Here is a 15,445-nt window from a genome sequence, read left to right as displayed (position 1 = left end):
GATCTAGTGCTCCACTTCGCCGGCGCCCAGCGCGGCCTTCAGCAGGAAGGCGTTGCGGGTCGCCACCGTCTGACCGGCCCGGAGCCCGGATGTGATCTGGGCCCGTCCGGCGCTACGCTGGCCGACAATGACCGGCACGGCCGTAAAGCCGGAGGCGGACCGCACGAACACCACCTCCTGGCCCTCGACGGTCTGGATGGCTTCCTCGGGCACCGAGACGCCGTCGGTCGTCCGGGCGTCGCGTGTGAAGATTCTTACGGCGATCGCCTGACCGGGACGCAAGCCCCCGACCCCTGACACATTGAGCAGAACGGTGGCGGCGCGGCTTTGCGCATCCACGCCCGGCGTGATCGATCGCACCGTGGCCTGTACCTCCCCTTCGGGCAGGGTGATGGAGGCCCGGTCACCCGGCGCAATCCGGTTGGCGTCATCGGCGGAGACCGCTGCCTGGATCTGGATCTCGCTGGAGTTGGCCACGCGGAACAGTTCGGTGCCGGCGCTCACGAAGGCGCCCAAGGTCGCGTTTGAGACAGTCACCCGGCCACTGATCGGGCTGACGACGCCGGTGCTGCGGCCGTCTCGGGAGACCCGCGCGGCGGCGGCGGCGGATGAGGTGCGCCGCGCCTCCGCCTCGGCTTCCGCCAGGACGGTCTGGGCCGCTTCCAGATCCTGCCGGGCGGTAATCTGGGCGTCGAACAGGCGCTGCTCACGGGCCAGAGCCTGCCGGGCCGCGGTCAGCCGGGCCTGGGCCGTCGCCCGTTCGGCGGCGATCGCGGAGGCTTCGCGGCTCTCGATAAGCGCGACGGTCTGGCCCGCGCGGACGCTGTCGCCGAGGCGAAGCGAGACGCCGGTGATCACCCCGTCGGCGCGGGCCGCCAGAACGGCCTCGCCCCTGGGCGTCCCCACGACGGTGCCCTGGGCCACGATCTCGGCGCTGAGCGAACCGCTGCCGACGGGCGCCAGAACGATGCCGGCCGCCTGAATGCGGGCGGCGTCCATTTCCAGAGCCTCGCCGGCGCCATGGCTTTCTTCCGCCCCGGCGGCGGTTTCCGGTGCGGCATCCGCACCGCGGGCCATGCTCCAGACCGCGTAACCGCCGCCCAGAACCAGGACCGTCGCGGCCGCTCCCGCCAGGAGGCGTTGCTTGTTGGTCAATCTCTTCATCGGGCGGATCCTTCGGTTTCGGAGGCGCGGGTCAGGGCGGCGACGGCTTGCGCCCGCTCCAGCTCGGCGGTGATCATGGCGGCCTGAACGGTGTTGAGCGCCTCTTCGGCGTCCAGCACGTCCAGCAGGGTGAAGCGGCCGGCCGAGAAGCCTTCGCGAGCGATGCGTACGGCTTCGATCGCCTCGGGTTCGGCCTGGTTTTCAAGGAAGGCGAGTTGCGCCTCAGCCGTGCGAAGCGCGGCCTGGGCGTCACGCGTCCGCCGGATTGCGGCGGCGAGGGCGGCGTTGCGGCGGGCTTCGGCCCCGGTCCGCTCGGCGTTGGCCGCGGCAATATTGCCCTGGTTGCGGTCGAACAGACCCAGCGGCATCGACGCGCCGAATACCAGGGCGGTATCGTCCGTTCCGCGGAACTGGCGGGCGCCGACGCTCACCGTCACATCCGGTCGCGACAGGGTGCGTTCGCGATCAATGACGGCGATCGAGGTGGCGACCTCCGCCTCGGCGAGGCGTACGTCGAGCGCGTCGACCGGATCGATAACGGCGGCCGAGGCCGACGCCGTTTCCGGACCCGTCGGATCGGGCAGATCCTCGCTCCCGCCCCAGAGCGCGGCGAGCGCCCGCTGGGCTTGCGCATATTCGGCCTCGGCGGCCCGGACCCGGCCCACGGCTTCAAGAGCCGCCGTGCGCGCCCGCAGGGCACGAAGCGGCGGCTCGCGGCCCGCGTCGACCAGTTCAGTGGCGATGGTCTGCAGATTGTCGGCCCGCACGAACTGGTCACGGGCGAGTTCGACCCGTCGACTGTCGGCCCAGGCTTCAGCATAGGCGTCACGCACCTGTTGCTGCAGATCGGCGCGAGCGACCCCGAGACGCAGCCGCGCGACGTCCACCTCGGCCCGGGCGGCGCGCTCGCGCGCAGGCCGCTTTCCGCCGAGTTCAAATCTCTGTCCGACGCTCAGCGTGCTCTCGGCTTCGTTCAATCCGGAAAGCGCGCCGGTGCCGGAAAAATTCTCGACGGAGAGGTCAAGCTCCGGGTTCGGCCTGAAACCGGCCTGCCGGGCTCGACCGAGGGCGACGGCAACGTCGGCTTCAGCGGCCGCCAGAGTGGGCGAAGAGGCCGCGGTGCGCGCCAGCGCATCGGCCAGGGTGACGGGTTCGGCAAGGGCTGACCCTGGAGCCAGTATGGCCAGGGTCGCCGCGAATGTGATCGCGGCTCCGCCGGCCGCGGTGCGCGGCAGACGGCAATTTGTGGATAGCATGGTCCTGTTTCCCGGATGGTTGACGTGGAAGGCGCGCGTGAGCGCGCGAACCCGTCAGCCCCTGGGAGGGCGGTCCGGTCCGGTGGGTTTGCGAGACGCAAGCCGATCGGTCGACGGCAACGCGGGATCTTGACCGTTCGTCGTCGGAGTCAGGGCTTCAGGTGTCTGGCTGGTCGCCGAGGAACTGTGATGGCAGTGGCCATGCGCGCAGATCGCGTGCTGATCGGGCCGGTCATTGTCGTCCGAATCAGGATCGACCGAGGAGTCGGCGAGCCTCTCCGAGGCATGGGCGGTCGCCGCCTCGGGTGCGCAGGTGGCGGCCTCTGCGGCGGAGATCAGGACAAACAGGGCCAGGAACGACGCAAGCAGCGCCGTCATCCAACCGTGCCTGGCCGAGGACAATCCCATGGCGCTCCATAACACGGTGCGCCGCGACATCAATCTTCCAATCGTCGCACCGCCGCTCATGCCGCGACCGCCTGCGGACGATCCGCGCGACAGGTAGAGAACGAACCGGTCAAGGTGTGGAGCGGCTCGCCGGGCTTGAGCATCTGCCGGCCCGCCGACGAGTCCTGCCTCTTCTTTCCCATGGCAAACCCATGAAGGAGCCGCCCGGACACGACCGTGTCGGCGATCCCGTCGCCCAGGAGCGCGGCCACATCGCGTGCATAGCGCTCGACAAGACCGATACCCTCGCCGGCGTCGGCCCCGGCTTTCGCCCGCCACAGGATGGCACGGTCAGGGGCGAGACTGACGCGGCGCCCGCCGGGCGCGCGCTGCGCCATGGTCACGGCGAAGGATCCGGTGCCGCATCCGGGATCGATGACCGTCCCGCCCGCCCCCGGGGCGACTTGATCGACAAGCCGCGACCGCCAGAACTGCATCCGTGTCAGCAGGACGATGGCGCGAACGCAGAGACCGCTCATGGCGGCATGGCCGAGGGCGGGGGTGAAGGGTGCCGTCACGCCGCGGCCCTCAGCTCTGCGCGGGACTGTTTCAGGATCGACCAGGCCGACTGCAGAAAGACCACCGCCAGGATCGCGCCGGCGATGAGATCGGGCCAGCGGGAGGCGGTGAGCCAGACGGCCAGACCCGTCGCGGCCACCACCAGGCTCTGGGTCAGATCGTTGCGCGTGCAAAGCCAGACCGAGCGGACGTTGGCGTCGCCCTCGCGGTGGCGGACCAGCAGGAGTGCGGCCAGCGCGTTGGCGAAGAAGCCCAGGACGCCAAGGCCGGTGATGACAAACCCTTCGGGCGGCGCTCCGGAGGTGGCGCGCCAGATCGCGTAGCCGAGGATGAACAGCGCGAGGGCTGCGAGGCTGGCACCTTTGATCAGGGCGGCACCGGACCGCACAGCGACCGAGCGACCGATCACGGCCAGGCTGATGCTGTAGGTGGCGGCGTCGGCCAGGAAGTCGAGGGCGTTGGCGCCCAGGGACGCTGAGCCCTGCAAGGCCGCACCACCGGCTATGGCGACGAAGGCGGCCCCGTTGATGGCGATCACCGCCATCAGGATGCGGCGGTAGACCGGGGTGGAGCCGTCGAACTTGACGGTCTCGCCGCAGTCGCAGCCCGAGGCTGCCAGTTCAGAAGATGAGGGTCGTTCATTCATGGAGCACCACCTGTTACCCCAAGGATGCATGCTCCAGTCGCTGGAGGATCAAGACAAAAATGCATCGCGGTCCCCTGGACGGCCGCCGTGACGAAAACGGGCTTGATCCTCTAGTAGCTAGAGGACGCACAAGAGGCCGGGACTTACAGGAGACCTCATGATCACAGTACCCTCGACACGGCGCGGCCCCGGTCGCCTGCAGGCGATGGCCTTCGGACTGGCGGCGCTGATCACGACCCTCGACCAGGCGGCCAAGGCGCTGGCCCGCGTCCGGCTCGATACCGCGATGGAACTCACACCCTTTCTATCGCTGCGTCTGGGGTTCAATCCAGGCGTCACGTTCGGCCTGTTCGCGGACTCAGGCGCGGCGGGACGCTGGACGCTCAGCGGCGTGACGGCACTGATCATCGGCGCGCTGCTGGTCTGGATCTGGCGGACGCGAACCGCCATGACGGCGGTGGCCGGGAGCCTTCTGGTCGGCGGGGCGGCGGGAAACCTGCTTGACCGTCTGCGCTTCGGCGCGGTGACTGACTTTATCGACCTGCATTGGGGTGCCGCCCACTGGCCGACGTTCAATCTGGCGGATGCAGCCATTGTCTGCGGCGTGGGACTGCTTCTGCTGCCGGTCAGAGGGGCGACCGTCCAGACCGCCCCCTCGACCATGAGGCGCGCCGCGCGATGACCCTGCCCTCTCCCGCTGCGTCCGGACTGCGTCCGATCGGCAAGCTCGCCGCCGCCACAGGCGTCAAGGTCCCGACTATTCGCTTCTATGAGGAGATCGGACTGCTCCCCGCGCCGCCCCGGACCGCAAGCGATCGGAGGATGTATGATGATGGGGCGGAACGCCGCCTGTCATTCATCAGGCATGCACGTCAGTTGGGATTCGATCTGAACGCGATCCGTTCCTTGCTCGATCTGTCCGATCATCCGGATCGCCCGTGCGCCCAGGCGAACGCCATCGCCGAGCGTCATCTCGCGGAGGTGAAACAGAAGATCGCGCAGCTCAAGGCACTGCAGCGCGAGCTCTCCCGGATGACGGCGGAATGCGCCGGCGGCCAGGTCTCCGCCTGCAAGGTGATCGAAGCCCTTCACGACCACACGACGTCGCTTTGAGCGCGACAGCCCCTCCGCCAAATGCTAATGCGAGCCATTCCTAACTGGCCATACCCATGCAACCCCTATTCCGTCTGCTCGCCCTGCTATTCGCGCTGGGGCTGACCACACCCGCTCTCGCTCAGCTCCCCACCGCCTCGGAGGCCCAGGTCGCCTGGCGGCTGCTCGACTACGTCTCGGTCGACTACGCCGGCGCTGTGGCGAACGGCCAGGTGATCAATCCGGCCGAATACGGCGAGATGGTCGAGTTTGGCAGCCAGATCCGGACGCATCTTGACGCTTTGCCGCCCCATCCGGCCAAGGCCGGCCTGGTGCGCGACGCGGTCGCCCTGCAGGCGGCGATCCGCGACAAGGCCGACCCGCAGGTCGTGGGAGATCAGGCCAGAACCCTGGCCGGCGCCGTCTTGACGGCCTATCCGAGCCCGCTGGCACCCTCATTTCCGCCCGATCTGACGAAGGGGGCGACGATCTATGCCGAACAGTGCGCAGTCTGTCATGGCGCGACTGGCCGCGCCGACGGCGCGGGCGCGGAAGGACTCGATCCGCCTCCGATCGCCTTCGCCGACGTGGAACGCGCCCGCCAACGCAGCGTGTTCGGTCTCTACCAGGTGATCGACCAGGGGCTCGACGGGACGGCGATGGCCAGCTTCGCCCATTTGCCGGCAGAGGATCGCTGGGCCCTGGCCTTCTATGTCAGCCGCTTCGCCTTCACTGACGCCGAAGCCGCCGAAGGCGAGCGCCTCTGGAAGGCCGACCCGGCGCTCCGCGTCGCCTACCCCGATCTGGCCGCCGTCGCCACGGCCACGCCGGCGGATCTGGCGAGCCGGATCGGCGAGACGAAGGCACGTGCGGTGACGGCCTATCTTCGCCGTCACCCCGAGGCGACGGCGCGTCCCGAGGGGGCGACCCTGACCCTGGCGCGAACGCGCCTCGCGGAAAGCGAGGCGGCCTATCATCGCGGCGACCGCAAGGCCGCCACGGACCTGGCGCTGTCGGCCTATCTCGACGGCTTCGAACCGGTGGAGCCCGCGCTCGGTGCCCGTGACGGGGCGCTGCTGCGCCGGATCGAGACGGCCATGACCGCGTTGCGCGCCTCGATCAGCCAGGGCGCGCCCGCCGAGGAAGTCGCGGAGAGGGTCGCCCGTCTGAACGCCCTGTTTGACACGGCCGAGCGGGCGCTCGCGCCTCAGGAGGCGAACAATCTCGCCAGCTTCCTCGGCACCTTGACCATTCTGCTGCGTGAGGGACTGGAAGCTCTGCTCATCGTGGTGGCGATGATCGCCTTCCTCAGGAAGGCCGATCGGCCCGAGGTGCTGCCCTACGTCCACGGCGGCTGGGTGGCCGCGCTGGTCGCCGGCGGCGCGACCTGGGCGGCCGCGACCTTCTTCATCTCCGTCAGCGGCACCAGCCGGGAGCTCACCGAAGGGTTCGGCTCACTTCTGGCCGCTGTCGTGCTCGTCTCTGTTGGTATCTGGATGCACGGCAAGTCGCATGCCGACGCCTGGCAGACCTATATCCGCGACAAGCTGTCCAAGGCCCTCTCGAGGCGGTCGGCCTGGTTCCTGTTCCTGCTCGCCTTCGTCGTGGTCTACCGGGAGGTGTTCGAGACCATCCTGTTCTATGCGGCGATCTGGAGCCAGGGCGGCCATGTCGGCATGCTGGCCGGCGCCCTGACCGCCGTGGCGATCCTGGCGGTGATCGCCTGGGCGCTGCTGGCCTACAGCAAACGTCTGCCGATCGGCCGGTTCTTCTCGTGGAGCTCGATCCTCATGGCCGTCCTGTCGGTCGTTCTCATCGGCAAGGGAGTGGCGGCGCTGCAGGAGGCGGGCTGGCTCGATATTCACCCGCTCGCCTGGATCCCGCGGATCGAGATCCTCGGCCTCTATCCGACGGTCGAGGGCTTGGCCGTTCAGCTTCTGACCATCGCCGTCCTTGTGATCGGCTTCGCCCGGACGTCGTCACCCAGGACGGCTCGACCGCCCCACTGAAGGCGGCCCCTGGTTTGCGGTCCTCAGGCTACGGCCTGAGCGCCAGACCGTTGCGCGCCACGGTCCTGCAAGTCGTCATTTTTGGCGATTAGAGCAGAAAACATCATATAAGTCGTCATAACAGGCGAATTATGTCGTGCGATTTGGATTTTCACAAATCGCCATTATTGACGAATTAACTTCGCGTCGATATCTTACTCGCCGAAAGTGGCGAATTATGAAGATATCGAGCCTGACCACTGATGACGCAGCCCTCGCGGAGCTTGGCCGCAGGATCGCTGAAGCGCGACTCGCGCGACAGATGACCCAGGCCCAGTTCGCTCAAGCCGCAGGAGTGTCCAAGCGAACGGTCGAGCGCCTCGAGGGCGGGGCCTCGACCCAGTCCGCCAATCTGGTGCGCTGCCTTAGGGCCCTGAACAAGCTGGACGGTCTCGACCGGCTCCTGCCTCAGAGCCCGCCCAATCCGATCGATCTGCTGGAACGCCACGGCAAGACCCGGCAGCGCGCCCGGCCGGACCCCGACGAAGGCGCTGGAACCGGGAGGCCCTGGACCTGGGGCGACGAACAATGACGACCATCGCCGAGGTCCGTCTGTGGGGAAGACGCATCGGCGCCGTGTCCCTGGAAGACGGCGCCGACGTCGCCGCCTTCGCCTATGCGCCCGCCTTCATCACCAGTGGCATCCAGCCGGCGCCGCTGATGATGCCCCTGGGCCCCGAGATCCATAGCTTCCCGGACCTCAACCCGCGCAGCTTCCACGGCCTGCCGGGGATGCTGGCCGACGCCCTGCCCGACAAGTACGGCAACACGCTGATCGACGCCTGGCTCGCGACCCAGGGCCGGACGCCCGAGAGCTTTAACGCGGTCGAACGGCTTTGCTACACCGGCGAGCGCGGCATGGGCGCCCTGGAGTTCGCCCCGGCCAAGGGCCCGCGCCGCAAGGCTGCGACCCGGATCAAGCTCGACGCCCTGGTCGAGCTGGCGTCGGAAGTCCTGACCCATCGCAACGACCTGCGCTCCTCATTCGCCGATGAGACGAAGGCCGAGGCTCTGCGCGACATCCTGCGGGTCGGCACCTCAGCCGGCGGCGCCCGCGCCAAGGCGGTCATTGCCTGGAACGCCGAAACCAATGAAGTCCGCTCAGGCCAGGTCGAGGCCGGCGACGGCTTCGACTACTGGCTGCTGAAATTCGATGGCGTGAGGGGCAACAAGGACAAGGAGCTGACCGATCCGCAAGGCTATGGGGCGGTCGAATACGCCTATTCCCGGATGGCCGCCGCAGCCGGGGTCCAGGTGGCCGAATGCCGTTTGCTCGAAGAAGGCAGCCGGCGGCATTTCATGACCAGGCGGTTCGACCGCCTTCCCGGCGGCGGCAAGCTGCACATGCAGTCCCTGGCCGCCCTCGCCCACTTCGATTTCAACGACCAGAACGCCTATTCGTACGAACAGGCGCTGTTCGTCATGCGTCGTCTCGGGCTGTCGATGGAGGCGCTCGAAGAGCAGTTTCGGCGCATGGTCTTCAACATCGTCGCCCGCAACCAGGACGATCACGTCAAGAACATCGCCTTCCTGATGGACAGGGCCGGCACCTGGAGCCTGTCGCCGGCCTTCGACATCACCTGGAGCTACAATCCGGCGGGCGATTGGACGGCGCGCCACCAGATGTCGATGAACGGCAAACGCGACGGCTTCACCCTGGACGACTTCGACGCCAGCGCCCGCGTCGCGTCGATCAACGCCCGCCGGGCGCGCGCGATCGTACAGCAAGTTCGCGACGCCGTGGCTCGCTGGCCCGAATTCGCCGACGCCGCCCGGGTTGGCGAGGACTGGCGCAAATCCATCGATCCCTCACTCCGGACGGTCCTCTAGACCCGCGGCGCCCTGGGCGGCGGTGGCGACGAGCGGAAGATCGGGGCCCCTGGATCGGGCCCCCGACCGCCCAGCACCCCGGGCAACGGCCAGGCCGCGTCATCTTGGCCCTTGCCACACCCGGCGACGCACTTTATGGCCGGAAGCAGGAGCCCCGATTGTCCCGATTGTTTCGCACCCTCTGCGTGAGCTTTTGCGCCGCCTTGATGGCGGTGACGAGCCTGTATGGCGCGTCACAGACCGGACATCGCATCGCCCATGCCTCTGACTGGCCGCCGATCGCCTCCCCCGGCAGCGGGTTCGATGCGGACCACGACCCGCTTCATGTCCATGTCGCGCCCGAACCCGCGACCGGGACCGACACGGGCGCGGCCGAAGATCCGGAAACCGGCGAGACCCGACCCACGGGTCATCACCACGCCGCGACCGGCGACAGCCCGAACGCCGTCCCGGAAACTGGCCACGGTGTGAAGGCGATCCTTCGATCGGCCACGGGTCAGCGTTGGTCCGCCGGCGACCCGTCGCGGCCGAACCACGACGGCGACGGCCCCGAATACCCTCCGAAACAGTTGCGCACGGTCGTCTGAACCTGCGCAGCCTTCCGGCTGCGCGCGCAATCTGTTTCCCGGAGATACCCTTGAAAACCCCGAATGCCGGCTCTGCCGGATCGTGGGCGCGTATGGCGACCGTTTCGGCGCTGGCGCTCTCACTGGCGGCTCTGCCGTCCAACCCGGCCATGGCGCAGCAGTCCGCAAGCGTCGCGCCGGACACGTCCACACTGTCCCTGGAACGGGCGCTGGCCCGTGCTGCCGAGGTGGATCCCGCCCTACCCGGCGGCGAAGCTCGCGCTCGCGCCGGCGACGCAGCCGTGCGCCAGGCCGATGTTCGACCCAATCCAACGCTGGGGCTGATGGTTGAAAACCTGCCGACGCTCGGCGGGGGCAACATCATCGACCGGACCGAGACGACCCTGTCCTACGAGCAGCGGTTCGAGCGCGGCGGCGACCGACCGGCGCGGGTCGCCCTTGCCCGGGGCGAAGCGACCGTGGTTCAGGCTGAAGACGCCATCCGGAGACTGGACCGGCTTGAGCAGGTGCAGCGCGCATGGGCTGACGCCCTTGCTGCCCAGGCCGAACTTGAAATCGCCCGCGAACGCCTCGATCTGGCTGAACGCTTCCAGACAGAGGTGCAGCGGCGCGTGAATATGGCGCGTGATCCGCTGTTCGCAGGGGCCCGCGCCGAGGCCGAACTCGCACAGGCCCAGATCGATTTTGACCAGGCCGGGATCCAGGCGCGCCTTGCTCGGGCAACACTGGGTCGCTTCTGGATCGGAGCCCCCGACTTCTCGCTCGACCCTGTCGATTTCGAGGACACCAGCGCCGCACGTGAAGTCGCCGGTCCGGTCTCTGAAATCGATCTCGCGGTTCTGTCCGCACAGCGCGACGTTTCCCGGGCCAGAGTCCGGGTGGAACAGGCGCGCGCCACCCCGGACGCCACAGTCAGTGTCGGCATCCGCCATTTTTGGGAGGGACAGGACCTTGGACTGGTGGTCGGTGGGTCCATTCCCCTCGGACGGTATGACCGCAACGAGGGGGCTATCGCGCGGGCCAGGTTCGAAGGTGTTGCCGCAGAGGCCGATATGGCGGCGCTCCGGCAGGAAGGGGAACGCGAGATAGCACGGCTTCAGGTGCTCCTCGCGTCGCGGGCGCTCGAAGCGCGTCGCATTGCCGAAGAAACCCTGCCCCAGGCCGAACGCGCGGTCACACTCGTTCGTCAGGGCTTCGCGCGCGGCGGCTTCACCTACAACGACGTGATCTCCGCCCAGACCGCGCTGCTCGCGACCCGGGCTCGGCGCGTCGCCGTTCTCAAACAGTTTCACATTGATCGCGCCCGCCTTGATCGGCTGACCGGCGCGCATGCCGACCTGCTCGGCCTGGAGACCCGCACATGATCCGTCACAGCCCATCGCGGCGCGCTATCGCCGCCACCCTGTTCGCCCTTGCAATCGCGGTCTCGGCCTGCGGTCAGGGCGGATCCCCGGAAAAAGCCGAAGGCGAGGTTGCAGCGGGCGACTATGAGCGTGGCCCCCATCGCGGACGGATGCTGCGAGACGGTGATTTCGCACTGGAGGTCACCATCTATGAGGATGGTCCGGAGCCACTGTTCCGGCTCTATCCCTATCTCAAGGACAAGCCCCTCGATCCGCGCCAGGTCCAGGCCAGCATCACCCTGGGTCGACTGGGTCCCAAGACCGACCGGTTCGTCTTCACCGCCGAGAACGACTACCTCGCGGCCCCGGGCGTGGTCTTCGAGCCCCACTCCTTCGATGTGACGGTTGCCGCCGCCCATGCCGGACGCCAGCACCGCTGGAGCTATGAGTCCTATGAAGGGCGCACCACCATCACCGCCGATGCCGCCCGGGCGGGCGGCGTAACCACCCAGAGAGCCGCCGGAGCAGTCCTGGGCGAGAGCCTGCCGCTGAGCGGCCGGGTCGAGATCACGCCGGAGGGCCAGAGCGAGGTCCATGCCCGCTATCCCGGTCGCGTCATGGCCATGTCGGTCCAGCTCGGCGATCGCGTCCGGCGTGGACAGGTCCTCGCCCGGGTCGAATCAAGCGAAAGCCTGCAGACCTATTCCGTCACGGCCCCGATTTCAGGGATGATCACGGCCAAGAATGCCAACCCCGGCGCCATTACAGGCAATGGCGAGCCGATGTTGACCATTGGCGATCCGACCCGTCTGCACGCCGAGTTCTTCCTCTATCCGCGCGACGCCGAGCGCGTCCGGGTCGGGCAACGCGTGGAGGTCACCAGCCTGGCCGGGGATCACCGCGCGCTCGGCGTCATCGAGGCCGTGCTGCCGTCCAGTGACCCCATGAGCCAGACACTGGTCGCCCACGTCGCCCTGCCCTACCAGGGCGGCGTCTGGCGGCCGGGTCTGGGGGTCAGCGGGACGGTCCAGGTCGGTCAGGGCGAGGTGCCGCTGGCGGTCCAGACCAAGGCCATCCAGCCGTTCCGGGATTTCCAGGTCGTCTACGCCAGGGTCGGCACCACCTATGAGGTGCGGATGCTCGAACTGGGGCGTCGAACCGACGAATGGACCGAGGTCCTCGGCGGGCTTGAACCCGGAACCGAATACGTCGTCGACGGTGCCTTCCTCATTCGCGCGGACATCGACAAGTCCGGCGCGAGCCATGACCACTAGGGGGCGCGACCATCATGCTTGAACGCATCATCGCGCTGTCGATCCGGTTCCGCTGGGTCGTCATGGCGCTCGTCCTTCTGGCCTGCGCGGTCGGCGTCTGGAGCTTCCAGCGCCTGCCCATCGACGCCACGCCGGACATCACCAACGTCCAGATCCAGATCAACACCGAAGCGCCCGGCTATTCGCCCCTGGAGGCCGAGCAACGCATCACCTTCCCCGTCGAGACGGCGGTGGCGGGCGTGCCCGGCCTGCAATATACGCGCTCGGTCTCACGCTACGGGCTGAGCCAGGTCACCGTCATCTTCGATGACGGCACCGACATCTATTTCGCGCGCCAACTGGTCAACGAGCGGCTGCAGAACGCGCTCAGCCAGCTTCCCCCCGGCATTACGCCCGAACTCGGCCCGATCGCCACGGGCCTCGGCGAGATCTTCATGTATACGATCGACGCCGCGCCGGGCGCCCGTCGTCCGGACGGCCAGCCCTATACGACCGAGGATTTGAGAACCCTGCAGGACTGGGTGATCCGGCCCCAGTTGCGCAACACCAGGGGCGTCACCGAGGTCAATACGATCGGCGGTTACGAGCGCCAGTATCATGTGACGCCGCAGCCCGAGCGGCTGTCGGCCTATGGCGTGACCATGGCCGAAGTCGTCGATGCGCTGAACAACAACAACGCCAACGTCGGGGCCGGCTATGTCGAGCGCTACGGTGAGCAGTATCTGATCCGCGTGCCTGGCCAGGCTTCGACGACCGAGGATCTCGGCAGTGTCGTCATCGCCACCCGGGGCGGTGTTCCGATCCGGATCGCCGATGTCGCGGACGTGGGCATGGGCGAAGAATTGCGTACCGGAGCCGCGACCGAAGACGGCAAGGAGACCGTGCTCGCCACGGTCTTGATGCTGGCGGGCGAAAACAGCCGCGTGGTGGCCCGGGCCGCCGCCGTCAGCCTGAAAGAGGCGGCGCGCGCGCTACCCGACGGGGTGACCGCATCGCCGGTCTATGACCGGACGGACCTGGTCGATCGCGCCATCCACACAGTCGAGAAGAATCTGCTGGAAGGGGCCCTGCTGGTCGTCGTCGTGCTGTTCCTGCTGCTCGGAAACATCCGCGCCGCCCTGATCACGGCGGCGGTCATCCCGATCACCATGCTGATGACCATCACCGGCATGGTGCGGACCGGCACCTCGGGCAATCTGATGAGCCTCGGCGCGCTCGACTTCGGCCTGATCGTCGACGGCGCCGTCATCATTGTTGAGAACTGCCTGCGCCGCTTCGGCGAGGCCCAGCACCGCCTGGGCCGCATCCTGACCCGGGAAGAACGTTTTGATCTGGCGGCCTCGGCCTCCAGCGAGGTGATCCGGCCATCGCTGTTCGGGATCCTGATCATCACCCTCGTCTATGTGCCGATTTTCGGCCTGACGGGGGTTGAAGGAAAGATGTTCCACCCGATGGCGATCACCGTCGTCATCGCCCTGACCGCTGCCCTGGTTCTGTCGCTGTCCTTTGTGCCTGCCGCGGTCGCGATGTTCGTCACCGGCAAGGTGGAGGAAAAGGACAGCTTCGTGATGCGCTGGGCCCGGGTCGGCTATCAGCCGGCGCTGGACTTCGCGCTGAAGACCCGGGGTCTGATGATCGGCATCGCCGTGGCGCTTGTACTGCTGGCGGGCTTCGGCGCGTCGCGAATGGGTTCGGAGTTCGTGCCCAATCTCGACGAAGGCGACATCGCCATGCACGCGCTGCGCATCCCCGGCACCAGCCTGAGCCAGGCCATCCAGATGCAGACCGCGCTTGAAGCCCGCATCGCGGCCTTCCCGGAGGTCGAGCGGGTCGTGGCCAAGATCGGCACTGCCGAAGTCGCCACCGATCCGGTGCCGCCTTCGGTCGCCGACACCTTCATCCTGCTGAAGGACCGCTCCGACTGGCCCGATCCGAGAAAGCCGCGCGGTCAGCTTGTTGAGGAGATGGAAGCCGCCGTGAACGAGATTCCCGGCAGCAAATACGAGTTCACCCAGCCCATCCAGATGCGGTTCAACGAACTGCTCTCGGGCGTGCGCGCCGACGTCGCCATCAAGGTGTTCGGCGACGATCTGAACGAACTGCTGAGGCTCGGTGCCGAGATCGAAGGCATCGTCGCCGGCGTGGGTGGCGCGGCCGATCCCCAGACCGAACAGGTCACGGGTCTGCCGGTGCTCCAGATCACACCCAACCGGGCTGCCATGGCGCGACTGGGGTTGAGCGTCAACGACGTCCAGTCGGTCATCTCCACCTCGATGGGCGGCACCACGGCGGGGCAGATTTTCGAGGGTGACCGGCGTTTCGACGTCGTCGTCCGCCTGCCCGAGGCGCTGCGATCCAACACCGATGCCATCGGTCGCCTGCAGATACCCCTGCCGGCGAGCGAGGGACAGGCGCGCCAGTTCGTGCCCCTGGCCGAGGTGGCGACGATCGAGCTTACGGTCGGTCCCAACCAGATCAGTCGCGAGAACGGCAAGCGACGGATCGTGGTCACCTCCAACGTGCGCGATCGCGACCTGGGCTCCTTCATCGGGGAAGTGCAGGAGCGGGTCGAAACCGAGGTGACGATCCCCGCCGGCTACTGGGTCACCTATGGCGGCACGTTCGAACAGCTCATCTCGGCGGCGAAACGGCTTCAGGTCGTGGTCCCGGCGGTGCTGCTGCTGATCTTCGGCCTGCTGTTCGCCCTGTTCCGCTCCTGGAAGGACTCGGCCATCGTCTTCTCCGGCGTGCCCCTGGCGCTCACCGGCGGGGTGGCCGCCCTGATGATGCGCGATCTGCCGCTGTCGATCTCGGCGGGCGTTGGCTTCATCGCCCTGTCCGGGGTCGCTGTGCTCAACGGCGTGGTCATGGTCAGCTTCATCCGGGGCCTGATCGAGGAGGGCAAGCCGATCCCCACGGCTATCCGCGAAGGCGCACTGACCCGTCTAAGGCCTGTGCTGATGACCGCCCTGGTCGCCAGTCTGGGCTTCGTGCCCATGGCGCTCAACGTCGGGACCGGGGCCGAGGTCCAGCGTCCGCTGGCCACGGTGGTCATCGGCGGGATCATCTCATCGACCCTGCTGACCCTGCTCGTGCTCCCGGCGCTCTATAGCCTGGTCCACGGTCGCGACCGGACCGAGGATCGTCCCCGTCCCGCCTGGCTCGACCACCTGCCGTTCCGCGTCAAGCGGAGGCGGTTCTGACCGCCTGCCGCTCCACGCCCTCCCCGAATTCCGGAA

14 protein-coding genes are annotated in these 15,445 nt (G+C 67.9%); 9 read left to right on the top strand and 5 right to left on the bottom strand.

The features are described 5' to 3' along the window. Nucleotides 1-3: 3 nt before the first annotated feature. Genes AAC067_RS06135 through AAC067_RS06115 form a run of 5 tightly spaced genes read right to left on the bottom strand, consistent with a single transcriptional unit; the run spans nt 4 to nt 4,032 of the window. Nucleotides 4-1,164, bottom strand: a complete 1,161-nt coding sequence (locus AAC067_RS06135; protein WP_339930583.1) for an efflux RND transporter periplasmic adaptor subunit — start codon at nt 1,162-1,164, stop codon at nt 4-6. Continuing rightward, complete coding sequence (locus AAC067_RS06130; protein ID WP_339930581.1) at nt 1,161-2,420, bottom strand: TolC family protein; 1,260 nt, start codon at nt 2,418-2,420, stop codon at nt 1,161-1,163. Before AAC067_RS06130 ends, AAC067_RS06135 begins: the two co-directional genes overlap by 4 nt. A 54-nt stretch (nt 2,421-2,474) precedes the next feature. After that, a complete protein-coding gene (locus tag AAC067_RS06125; RefSeq protein ID WP_339930579.1) occupies nt 2,475-2,858 on the bottom strand; it encodes a hypothetical protein in 384 nt (127 codons plus the stop codon). 26 nt (nt 2,859-2,884) lie between these two features. Then, entirely contained in the window at nt 2,885-3,385 is a 501-nt protein-coding gene (locus AAC067_RS06120; RefSeq protein ID WP_339930577.1) for a hypothetical protein, read from the bottom strand. Further along, on the bottom strand, nt 3,382-4,032 hold the full coding sequence (locus tag AAC067_RS06115) for a cation transporter (RefSeq protein WP_339930575.1): 651 nt from the start codon (nt 4,030-4,032) through the stop codon (nt 3,382-3,384). Before AAC067_RS06115 ends, AAC067_RS06120 begins: the two co-directional genes overlap by 4 nt. Before the next feature lie 157 nt (nt 4,033-4,189). Between AAC067_RS06115 and lspA the strand changes: the two genes are divergently transcribed. From lspA to AAC067_RS06070, 9 genes are all read left to right on the top strand, one after another. Continuing rightward, on the top strand, nt 4,190-4,714 hold the full coding sequence (gene lspA, locus AAC067_RS06110) for a signal peptidase II (protein WP_339930573.1): 525 nt from the start codon (nt 4,190-4,192) through the stop codon (nt 4,712-4,714). After that, nucleotides 4,711-5,145 (top strand): helix-turn-helix domain-containing protein, encoded by a 435-nt coding sequence (locus tag AAC067_RS06105; RefSeq protein WP_339913067.1) that lies wholly within the window; start codon nt 4,711-4,713, stop codon nt 5,143-5,145. The genes lspA and AAC067_RS06105 overlap by 4 nt, the downstream gene beginning before the upstream one ends. A 56-nt stretch (nt 5,146-5,201) precedes the next feature. Then, nucleotides 5,202-7,133, top strand: coding sequence for an FTR1 family protein (locus AAC067_RS06100; RefSeq protein WP_339930571.1), 1,932 nt, complete (start codon nt 5,202-5,204; stop codon nt 7,131-7,133). A 217-nt stretch (nt 7,134-7,350) separates the two neighbouring features. After that, nucleotides 7,351-7,704, top strand: coding sequence for a helix-turn-helix transcriptional regulator (locus AAC067_RS06095; RefSeq protein WP_339930569.1), 354 nt, complete (start codon nt 7,351-7,353; stop codon nt 7,702-7,704). Continuing rightward, nucleotides 7,701-9,002 (top strand): HipA domain-containing protein, encoded by a 1,302-nt coding sequence (locus tag AAC067_RS06090; RefSeq protein WP_339930567.1) that lies wholly within the window; start codon nt 7,701-7,703, stop codon nt 9,000-9,002. Before AAC067_RS06095 ends, AAC067_RS06090 begins: the two co-directional genes overlap by 4 nt. A gap of 206 nt (nt 9,003-9,208) precedes the next feature. After that, a complete protein-coding gene (locus AAC067_RS06085) occupies nt 9,209-9,589 on the top strand; it encodes a hypothetical protein (RefSeq protein ID WP_339930565.1) in 381 nt (126 codons plus the stop codon). A gap of 149 nt (nt 9,590-9,738) precedes the next feature. Next, complete coding sequence (locus AAC067_RS06080; RefSeq protein ID WP_339930563.1) at nt 9,739-10,953, top strand: TolC family protein; 1,215 nt, start codon at nt 9,739-9,741, stop codon at nt 10,951-10,953. Then, nucleotides 10,950-12,206: an HlyD family efflux transporter periplasmic adaptor subunit gene (locus AAC067_RS06075; RefSeq protein ID WP_339930561.1), complete on the top strand. Its 1,257-nt coding sequence runs from the start codon at nt 10,950-10,952 to the stop codon at nt 12,204-12,206. The genes AAC067_RS06080 and AAC067_RS06075 overlap by 4 nt, the downstream gene beginning before the upstream one ends. A 14-nt stretch (nt 12,207-12,220) precedes the next feature. Beyond that, nucleotides 12,221-15,409 (top strand): CusA/CzcA family heavy metal efflux RND transporter, encoded by a 3,189-nt coding sequence (locus AAC067_RS06070; RefSeq protein WP_339930559.1) that lies wholly within the window; start codon nt 12,221-12,223, stop codon nt 15,407-15,409. Nucleotides 15,410-15,445 lie beyond the last annotated feature (36 nt).

It is taken from the genome of uncultured Brevundimonas sp., assembly GCF_963977465.1.
GTDB lineage: Bacteria > Pseudomonadota > Alphaproteobacteria > Caulobacterales > Caulobacteraceae > Brevundimonas.
The sequence above is the reverse complement of the archived record's forward strand: the minus strand, read 5'-3'. Positions and strand labels throughout refer to the sequence as shown.

What these genes read in the sequence shown, in the direction of transcription:
- AAC067_RS06135 (WP_339930583.1), bottom strand. Translation starts at nt 1,164, where the DNA reads ATGAAGAGATTGACCAACAAGCAACGCCTCCTGGCGGGAGCGGCCGCG.
- AAC067_RS06130 (WP_339930581.1), bottom strand. Translation starts at nt 2,420, where the DNA reads ATGCTATCCACAAATTGCCGTCTGCCGCGCACCGCGGCCGGCGGAGCC.
- AAC067_RS06125 (WP_339930579.1), bottom strand. Translation starts at nt 2,858, where the DNA reads ATGTCGCGGCGCACCGTGTTATGGAGCGCCATGGGATTGTCCTCGGCC.
- AAC067_RS06115 (WP_339930575.1), bottom strand. Translation starts at nt 4,032, where the DNA reads ATGAATGAACGACCCTCATCTTCTGAACTGGCAGCCTCGGGCTGCGAC.
- lspA (WP_339930573.1), top strand. Translation starts at nt 4,190, where the DNA reads ATGATCACAGTACCCTCGACACGGCGCGGCCCCGGTCGCCTGCAGGCG.
- AAC067_RS06105 (WP_339913067.1), top strand. Translation starts at nt 4,711, where the DNA reads ATGACCCTGCCCTCTCCCGCTGCGTCCGGACTGCGTCCGATCGGCAAG.
- AAC067_RS06100 (WP_339930571.1), top strand. Translation starts at nt 5,202, where the DNA reads ATGCAACCCCTATTCCGTCTGCTCGCCCTGCTATTCGCGCTGGGGCTG.
- AAC067_RS06095 (WP_339930569.1), top strand. Translation starts at nt 7,351, where the DNA reads ATGAAGATATCGAGCCTGACCACTGATGACGCAGCCCTCGCGGAGCTT.
- AAC067_RS06090 (WP_339930567.1), top strand. Translation starts at nt 7,701, where the DNA reads ATGACGACCATCGCCGAGGTCCGTCTGTGGGGAAGACGCATCGGCGCC.
- AAC067_RS06085 (WP_339930565.1), top strand. Translation starts at nt 9,209, where the DNA reads ATGGCGGTGACGAGCCTGTATGGCGCGTCACAGACCGGACATCGCATC.
- AAC067_RS06080 (WP_339930563.1), top strand. Translation starts at nt 9,739, where the DNA reads ATGGCGCAGCAGTCCGCAAGCGTCGCGCCGGACACGTCCACACTGTCC.
- AAC067_RS06075 (WP_339930561.1), top strand. Translation starts at nt 10,950, where the DNA reads ATGATCCGTCACAGCCCATCGCGGCGCGCTATCGCCGCCACCCTGTTC.
- AAC067_RS06070 (WP_339930559.1), top strand. Translation starts at nt 12,221, where the DNA reads ATGCTTGAACGCATCATCGCGCTGTCGATCCGGTTCCGCTGGGTCGTC.